At 60.0% G+C, this 8430-nt stretch carries 9 protein-coding genes, 1 pseudogene and 1 other annotated feature; of the genes and pseudogenes, 6 read left to right on the top strand and 4 right to left on the bottom strand.

Features of this window, described 5'->3' with window-relative positions; all coding sequences use genetic code 11:
* The first annotated feature begins 32 nt into the window (after positions 1-32).
* The 3 genes from K728_RS0110530 (at position 33) to K728_RS0110520 (ending at position 1456) form a co-directional block, all read left to right on the top strand.
* Positions 33-734: a hypothetical protein gene (locus tag K728_RS0110530; RefSeq protein WP_084442873.1), complete on the top strand. Its 702-nt coding sequence runs from the start codon at positions 33-35 to the stop codon at positions 732-734.
* Between the two features lie 94 nt (positions 735-828).
* Entirely contained in the window at positions 829-1014 is a 186-nt protein-coding gene (locus K728_RS19130) for a hypothetical protein (protein ID WP_035747812.1), read from the top strand.
* A gap of 103 nt (positions 1015-1117) precedes the next feature.
* On the top strand, positions 1118-1456 hold the full coding sequence (locus K728_RS0110520) for a histone-like nucleoid-structuring protein Lsr2 (protein WP_228721117.1): 339 nt from the start codon (positions 1118-1120) through the stop codon (positions 1454-1456).
* Between the two features lie 157 nt (positions 1457-1613).
* Here K728_RS0110520 and K728_RS0110515 read toward each other — a convergent pair whose 3' ends face one another.
* From K728_RS0110515 to K728_RS0110500, 4 genes are all read right to left on the bottom strand, one after another.
* Positions 1614-2633, bottom strand: a complete 1020-nt coding sequence (locus tag K728_RS0110515; RefSeq protein ID WP_024476666.1) for an aldo/keto reductase — start codon at positions 2631-2633, stop codon at positions 1614-1616.
* A gap of 83 nt (positions 2634-2716) precedes the next feature.
* A complete protein-coding gene (locus tag K728_RS0110510; protein WP_024476665.1) occupies positions 2717-3481 on the bottom strand; it encodes an SDR family oxidoreductase in 765 nt (254 codons plus the stop codon).
* Positions 3478-4203 (bottom strand): flavodoxin, encoded by a 726-nt coding sequence (locus tag K728_RS19125; protein ID WP_024476664.1) that lies wholly within the window; start codon positions 4201-4203, stop codon positions 3478-3480. The genes K728_RS0110510 and K728_RS19125 overlap by 4 nt, the downstream gene beginning before the upstream one ends.
* Positions 4204-4238: 35 nt before the next feature.
* The gene (locus tag K728_RS0110500) at positions 4239-5120 is read right to left on the bottom strand and encodes an aldo/keto reductase (protein WP_024476663.1); all 882 of its coding nucleotides are present in this window, start codon (positions 5118-5120) and stop codon (positions 4239-4241) included.
* A 146-nt stretch (positions 5121-5266) separates the two neighbouring features.
* Between K728_RS0110500 and K728_RS0110495 the strand changes: the two genes are divergently transcribed.
* The 3 genes and pseudogenes from K728_RS0110495 to K728_RS0110480 all read left to right on the top strand — a co-directional run.
* Positions 5267-6151: a helix-turn-helix transcriptional regulator gene (locus tag K728_RS0110495; RefSeq protein WP_024476662.1), complete on the top strand. Its 885-nt coding sequence runs from the start codon at positions 5267-5269 to the stop codon at positions 6149-6151.
* A 429-nt stretch (positions 6152-6580) separates the two neighbouring features.
* Positions 6581-7408, top strand: coding sequence for a sigma factor (locus tag K728_RS20165; RefSeq protein WP_156911274.1), 828 nt, complete (start codon positions 6581-6583; stop codon positions 7406-7408).
* Between the two features lie 542 nt (positions 7409-7950).
* Positions 7951-8430: pseudogene (locus K728_RS0110480) on the top strand (transposase); the annotation flags it as partial.
* Positions 8250-8384: a sequence feature (AL1L pseudoknot), on the top strand. Its footprint overlaps the pseudogene before it by 135 nt.

Below are 8430 nucleotides of genomic sequence, written 5' to 3'. Positions count from 1 at the left end.
GGGCCGGTGACGGCCTTGATAGAGGAGTACACATGAGTACCAGTGCAGGTCCGGCTAAGTCCCCGGATAATCACCCTGACTCAAACCATTCAGGTCATACCGGAAGTGGTGCGGACTCAAGGCGAGCCAACCGCGACCACGGCGACGCACTCCATCAGGACAATGATGGGGATACTGATCACGGTTTGAAGCATGATGTAGCACGGGAGAAGGAAGAATTCGGCGGGATCAAGATCGGCTCCGCATTCTTTGGGTGGCTCACCGCTACCGGAACAGCGATTCTCCTTAGCGCCCTGGCTGCCGCGCTCGGCGCGGCCGTAGGCTCGGCAACAAACACCGACATCGCCGGAGAAGCCACCGCGGACCCACAAACCGCCAGCATCATCAGCAGCATCGTGCTACTAGCGATCTTGCTGATCGCCTACTACTGCGGCGGATACGTTGCCGGCCGGATGGCACGATTCAACGGCGTCAAACAAGGCATCGCCGTCTGGGTTTGGGCCATCGTCATCGCCATTATCGTGGCAATACTGGGGCTCATCGCGGGGGATCAGTTCAACATCCTCTCCCAGATCAACAGCTTCCCGCAGATCCCCGCAGGCGATGACCTGACAACGACAGGGATCATCGCCGCGCTCATCGCAGCCGCGGTTGCCCTCCTCGGAGCGATTCTTGGAGGCCTCGCCGGCATGCGTTTCCACCGCAAAGTAGACAAAGCCGGCCTACGAACCTAAGCAACTTCCCTACAACACCGGTAACTGACCGGGAAGGCCACACCCGTTGGAAGGTCTTCACGCAGAACCGAGTAACCAACTGAAGGAGCGCATAGTGAAAATCGACAAAAAACAGATCCTCGACCATCTCAAGGGGCAGGGAGATGACGATAAAACCGACCAAGCCAGTCAGGAACTGCCCGATCAGGTAGATACCGACAAGGACCAGGGTTTGCTCAGCAAGTTAGGCATCAACCCTCAAGACCTCATCGGAAAACTCCCCGGAGGCCTCGGAGGCTAACTAGGATCAACCAAGAACTGGCCCTGCAGCGGAACAGACCCTCCCGTTGCAGGGCCTTCTTCGTGCCCAAACCCATAGCAATACTTTGAAAAGGAACAATCTGATGCAGCGTACGCAGGTCCAGTTGATCGATGACCTCAACGGCCAGGAAGCACAGGAAACCGTCTACTTTGGAATCGACGGAACAGAATACGAAATTGACCTGACATCGCAGAATGCCGCCCAGCTGCGCTCAGAACTCTCTGATTACGTGGAGAAAGGTCGTAGTGCAGCCAACGAAAGCACCAGCAAACGCAGACAATATGGGTCCTCCACAACCCGCCGCAAGCGTGAAAAGCTCGAAAAAATTCGCCAATGGGCACTAACGAACGGCCACAACCCCAGCGCGCGGGGACGGATCCAGTACTCAATCGTGGATGCCTACAACAACGCCCATAAATGAGCAAAGCCATCCCATCAAAACGTATCGTGGCGGATCGGAACGCCGATAACGTTCTATTACGTCGTTTGATGGTGCCACCATGCGCGGACTAGGCGCTGGTTTCCGGGCCACAGAGCTTTTGGGATCTACTTGGGCGTGCCTTGCGCTCCTTGCTGGTCTATGGGCGTCGTCGGGCGTGTGGGGTGAGTGAGGTTGTTCCGTAGCTGTTGTCTTCGGGGTTGATGGTGACACCGGGTGCGATGACGGCGTCGATCCTGTTCAGGGTCTCGGTGCTTAGTTTCACTTCGGCTGCGGGTAGCTGGGACTCAAGTTGTTCCATGGTGCGGGGGCCGATGATGGCGGCGGTGACGCCGGGGTGATTGATGACGAAGGCGATGGCGAGTTCGATCATGGTGAGACCGGCGTCGTCGGCAATCGTGGTGAGTTGTTCTACGGCGTTGAGTTTTCGTTGGTTGGCGGGCAGGGTCATGTCGAAGCGCGCGGCGAGGCGTTTGCGGGCCGGTGAGGTGGGTGTGGAGTCCTTCCCCCAGGAACCTGAAAGCCAACCTGCGGCGAGGGGACTGTAGGTGAGGGTGCCCATCCCGTGCCGCAGGGTTGTCGGGAAAACGTCCTCTTCCGCGCCGCGGACAAGGAGTGAGTATGGGGGTTGTTCGGTGACGAACCGTTCGAGATTCCGGTCACGGGACGCCCATTGCGCTTCGACGATCTCGCTGCCGGAAAAGGATGAGGCCCCGATGTAGCGGACCTTGCCTTGCCGGATGAGGTCAGTCAGCGCTCCCAGGGTTTCCTCAATGTCGGTATCTGGGCTGGGCCGGTGCACCTGGTAGAGGTCAATGTAATCGGTACGCAGGCGCCGCAGGGAGTTCTCGACTTCCTGCATGATCCAGCGACGGGATCCGCCACGGTGGTTCGGGTCCTCGCCCATTGGTACAGCAAATTTGGTGGCGAGGACGACGTCGTCGCGGCGCCCCTGCAGGGCTTGACCGACGATTTCCTCGGAAACGCCTTCAGAGTAGATGTCGGCTGTGTCAACGAAGTTGATGCCAGCATCTAACGCCCGATGGATGATGCGGGTCGAGTCGGTGTGATCCGCATTGCCCCACGGACCGAACATCATCGTTCCCAGGCATAGTGGGCTCACTGAGACCCCTGTGCGTCCTAGCTGTCGGTATTCCACGGAGCTCTCCTTCAAAGTGCTGAAGCGTTATCGGTTGCTGGTTGCTGGTACTGGTAGAAATTTCAGCGTGCCGCTGCGCTTCGTTAGGTCTGGGGTGTGACGCGGCCCAGTTCGTCGCGCACATGCTGGGGTTCCTGATCCTGCGGCAGGTTCGGTGCGTCCCGGACACCATCGATGGATGAGGTTTCGTCGGGTTCGAGCGCGGCGAAGAGTGGGGTGAGGTTGTCCTGCTCTGGCCCGGACTCGGCGACCAGTTCGAGGGTGCGGCCGACGGCGGCCGGGGTGGTCAGGCTGTCCACGAGAACACGGGCGATCTGGTGGCGGGCGATGACTCCGTCCGCGGGTGAGCCTGCATGGCGGGTATCTCCTTGCAGCATGGTGATCCGCAACTGGTCGTCCTCGTTGTAGTCGAACCAGCCGGGCCGGACGATCGTGTACGGGTTGCCGCTGGCACGCACGAGGCGTTCCCCTCGACGTTTCCAGTCGCTGGTATCCCTGCGACGGGTGACCCCGATGGTGGTCATGAGAGCGACCCGTACCTGACGCCCATTCAGGGCACCAAGGATGTTCCGGACCGCCCCGTAGTTCACCGCTTCCGCCTCGGCGCTGTTCGAGCCATGCGTGAAGATCACGGCGTCAATGTTGGCGACGGCGTCCGTGAGTGTAGTGCTGTCGGTGAGGTCCCCCACGACGACCTTGGCGTCGGCGTCGATCCTGTGGGACCGCCCGGGGTCGCGGGTCAAGGCCCGCACCTGGTGCCCTGCCCGGAGAGCTTCGGCGACAACGTGCTGGCCGATGCTGCCGGTCGCACCGACAACGAGGACGGTCAGGTTCAGCTCGGTGGTCATGGTGATGTTTCCTTTCCTACCAGGCCCGTAGCGCGCAGCCACTGGTCGATGTCATTGTCCGCATTGGTGACTTCCTCACCGCGCACGGCCAAACCGTCACCGAGGTCGGCCCCGGAGTCGAGGGCCCGGTAGAAGTCCTGGGTAGATCCAAGACCGCTGACGGCGTAGGTCACGAATGGGAGGAGTGTTTTCCCGGCCACGTCGACGGCCTCGATGAACGTCGCCATGATCATTGGTGGTTGCACGTTCCAGATCGGGCTCCCGATCAGCACCGTGTCGTAACCCTCAAGGTTCGGTAGTGCATTGGCGATTTGAGGTCGAGCGTCGCTGTCTTGTTCCCTCACGTTCCGGGCAACGGTCGGGTCATACCGTTTGGAATACGGGTCCGCGGCTTCAATCTGATAGACGTCGCATCCAAGTTGCGTGCTGAGCATTGCTGCCAGCACTTCGGTGTTCCCGGTTTCGAGTATCCGCCGGCCACCGTTCCAATAGTTCTCTCCTGCCCGGGAAAAGTAGGCGAGCAGAACTTTGGGCCTATTGTCCGGGTGAGGGCCGCTAGACGGTGTCACAGTATTTCCTGTCGATAGTGCCCCACGGTTCGGTACCGTTGAGGCGCACGCGGCTAGACCGGCAGTGGTGAGGCTTGCCTCCGCGAGGCCGGACGCACGGATGAGCGTGCGCCGGCTCAGCACGTTGGCGTGGTTGAAGCGTGGAACGGTCACGGGATCCGGCTTCCCTGAATTGTGAGGCAGGGTGTTTATGCCTCGGGGATGGGCATGCCGTAGTTTTCGAGGGTGATGCTGTCAGGCTCGGGCCCGCCCCGCACACCGGTATCAAGGGCGTCGATCGCGGTGAGGTTCTGGTCTGTTAGTTCGAAGTCGAAGACGTCGAAGTTCTCGATGATGCGGTGCGCTTTGACGGACTTGGGGATGGCGGAGCGCCCATGCTGCAGATGCCACCGCAGCATGACCTGTGCCGGTGATTTACCGTGCTCATCTGCGATCCCGAGCAGTACCGGGTCTTGCAGCGCGCTCTTGTCACCGCCACCGTAGGAAGTGATGCCTCCGATCGGGGACCAGGCCTGGGTGAGGATCCCGTGCTCGGCGTGCAGGGCCTGCAGTTCCTTCTGCTGGAAGTACGGGTGCAACTCGATCTGGTTCACCGCCGGCACGATGGTCGTCTCGGCCAGAAGCCGGATCAGGACCTCGGGCATGAAGTTACTGACACCAATTGCCCGGACCTTCCCCTCGCTGAGGAGCTTTTCCATGGCCCGGTACGCCTCGATAGTCAGATCGAAACGGCTGGTCAGGGGTTGGTGAAGGAGCAGCAGATCAATGTAATCGACGCCGAGCTTCGCTGCGCTTTTTTCGAACCCGTGCAGCGCGGCGTCGAAGCCGTAATCGCTGATCCACAACTTAGTTTCCACGAAGATCTCTTCGCGCTCTATCCCTGAGTCCCTGATGCCGTTACCGACCTCCGTCTCGTTGCCATACGCGGCGGCCGTATCGATATGCCGGTAACCAGCAGCCAACGCTTCCGTGACCGCGGTGGTCGTGACATCCGGAGGGGTCTGGAAAACACCCAACCCCAGAGCAGGCATCTCGATGCCGTTGTTCAAAGTGATCATGTTGTTAGTCATGACTCCACGGTAGGCAGAAACCCGTAACCGGTGAGAGTCCCTAGCGTTATCCCCCACGACGCCTAGACTCCTTCCGGAACACCACCGGATGAGGGTTACTACCAGGAACTCCCACCCCCTCCCCTGCACGTCCTACCCTTAGGAACATGGATACCCGTCATGAGGTTCAAGAGTTCCTCACCGCTTTACGAGCACGCATCACCCCCGAAATGGTGGGACTGGCAGTGTTCGGTAATGAACGCCGCGTCCCAGGCCTACGCCGTGAGGAAGTCGCCCAGCTCGCGGGCGTGAGCAGCGCCTACTACACCAGGATGGAACGCGGGAACCTCAGCGGAGTCTCCGAAAGCGTCCTGTCCGCCCTGGCACGCGCCCTCCAACTCAACCCAGCCGAGAGCGCCCACCTGTTCGATCTCGCCCGGACAGCCTCCGGCCCCCGACGCACCCCACGAATGAAACCCGAACCACGCGTCCCCGCCCGCATACCCCAACTGCTGGACATGATGCATGACGTTCCAGCCCTTGCTATGACACGTCTTGGCAACCCGGTCGCGTCCAACACCCTCGGTAGGGCTCTCTTCCCACATCTGTTCCCCGAAGGCGCCGCGGCCCTGAACCACTCCCGCTATCTCTTTCTCGACGAAAGGTCACAAACCTTCTACCCCGACTGGGAAACCAGCGCACGCGAATCAGTGTCATCCCTTCGCATGCTTTCCGGCCAGGACCCCAGCGACCGCGCCCTGGAAGCCCTCGTCGGTGAACTCGCCACCCGCAGCGAGGAATTTCGCACCTGGTGGGGCGGACACACCGTCCGCACCCATACCAGCGGAACCAAACGCATCAATCACCCAATTGTCGGTGAAATCACCATCGGATACGACGTCCTCGCACTACCATCCGCCCCGGGGCTAAACATCAACACGTACCTCCCCGAACCCGGCAGCACCTCCGCCGACGCCCTAGCCATGCTGCGCAGCTGGATAGCAGACCACACCCAAACGCGCACCGCACCCGCTCAAACCAAGGAACAATGACCGACGTCCCCACCCGGTAGACACCGAGCATGCACCCGATATTCTGCTATTCCGCGGACAGCCCCGGTAGGCCAGAACCACACAAACGAACTCTTGGCCCCGTAACGCCGCTGACGACAAGAAATCCCACCGTCTCCCCGACATCGCCCAATCCTTACGCCGACACGTCCCAATACGTAACCCGGGTGCAGGCTGATTTCTAAAGGCACATTGAGCGCTTCAATCCAGGCATCCGTCGGAGGTGCAGTAGTTTAAGTAAAGGGACGGCCTCGGTTACCGTCCGTCTCACTGTTCAACCGACGTTTCCCGTCTGACCGCACGGCGAACCAGCACCCGAGGACTTCCCCATGGGCAAAGACGCCAACGAACGACCTGTTGCCGTCGACCACGAAAACCAACACCCCAACCCACCAGCTACCCCAAAAATTCTTGCCCCGACATTCACAGCCGAGCACAGCAAGTTGGCCGAATATCTTCACCGGGATCAGCCGCGGCGACCACGACGCGTTCACCGCTTTCTACCACCAGACAGCCCGCCAGGTTTATGGCCTTACCCGCCGGATCATCGTCGACACCGAAATGGCGAAAGAAGCCACCCAGGACATCTACCTGATCGTGTGGCAAGAAGCCCACCGCTACAACCAGACGCTCGGCACCCCAACAGCGTGGCTCATGACCATCGCACACCGCCGAACAGTCGATAAAGTACGCGCCGAACAATCCAGTACTAACCGGGCAGCCCACTGGGCAACCCATAACCACACCCCGGACTACGACACGGTAGCCGAGACCGTCGCTACGAAAATCGAAGCGCAAACCGTCATCACCTGTCTCAAAGGCCTCTCCCCCCATCCAGCGCGAAGCAATCAATCTTGCCTACTACCAGTGCATGACCTACCGGCAAGTCTCCGAACACCTCTCCATCCCGCTATCAACAATCAAAACCAGAATCCGAGACGGACTGAAAAACCTCCGAACCTGCCTAGAGGGACACCAACCAGAATGATCATCACCACTTACGAACAAGACCGCGCCGCAAGAATCCCCGACCAGCACATAGCCGATCTCGAATCAGCCCGCCCGCTACTGGTACGCACCATCCTGGGCGCCCTCACCGCCTGCACCAACGACAACTCGACCTGCGACCTCAACGCCTCACTCTCAACAAGCCGGCAAAGACTTATCAGCGCAGCCATCAGCGACCTAGAAGACCTCGACAACCAAATACACGCGGCCCGCAATCCAGACTGCTCCTGAATCCTGTTAACACACTTCCGGGGACTCACGAAACGCCGAGAACACCCTGTTACATCAACTTCAAAAATGGGCTGATTGAGGGAGTCAGGCGTCTGTCCTACCAACCAGTGATCTACGGTTAGGGGCCGACGAAGAACAACAAGAACTCCAGACCATGGCCCTAGCCGTCCAACACCCAAATCGATCGCCAGGGATAACTAACCCAACTCTGACCCCCAAGTGCTCTCACAACTAGTGCCTCTAACCGGTGCGCAGCCTCATAGCGTTCACTATCTTCTAGCGCAGCAAACGTCAACGGCGGCGTAAAACTCTGCCAACGGGGCTGCTCAACACCCCGGTGTGTCCCTATGATTCGGTAACTTCTCCTGTGTGCAAGGTTGACCATTTGATGCACAACGCTTCGGAGCTTTCAAACTTGGCCCATGGTGCCCTGCTCGAATCGCTCCTGCTCAGGCGGTCTCTCGTCACCACAACCCATTGACAGTAATTGAACCGCCCTGGGTTTGTTGGAGGCTTCTGACCTTGGAATCGAGAATAGAGTCATGGCAAAGAGTCAGGGAACTGGGAGGCCGACGGCACGTCGGTATTCGCCGGAGGAGAAAGCCGCAGCGGTGCGGATGGTTCGAACCTTGCGGGCAGAGCTTGGGACCGAGCACGGGACGGTCCATCGGGTGGCTACTCAGCTCGGATACGGGGTTGAGTCGGTGCGGTCGTGGGTCAAGCAAGCCGACATCGATGACGGGCACGTCGCCGGTGTGAGTACTGCGGATGCGGGCCGGATGCGGGACCTTGAGCAAGAAGTACGGGAGCTGCGTCGGGCGAACGAAATCCTGAAACGGGCTGCGAGTTTCTTCGGGGCGGAGCTCGACCGCCAACACCGGAAGTAGTCGCGTTCATCGACGCGAACAAGAACGACGTCGTTGAGGGTCGCCCGCTTGGAGTCGAGCCCATCTGCAGCCTGTTGCAGGTGGCTCCGAGCACGTACTACGCCGCGAGGGACCGTGCACCGTCCGCGCGTACCG

Source organism: Arthrobacter sp. CAL618, from assembly GCF_000468215.1.
GTDB lineage: Bacteria > Actinomycetota > Actinomycetes > Actinomycetales > Micrococcaceae > Arthrobacter_D.
The sequence above is the reverse complement of the archived record's forward strand: the minus strand, read 5'-3'. Positions and strand labels throughout refer to the sequence as shown.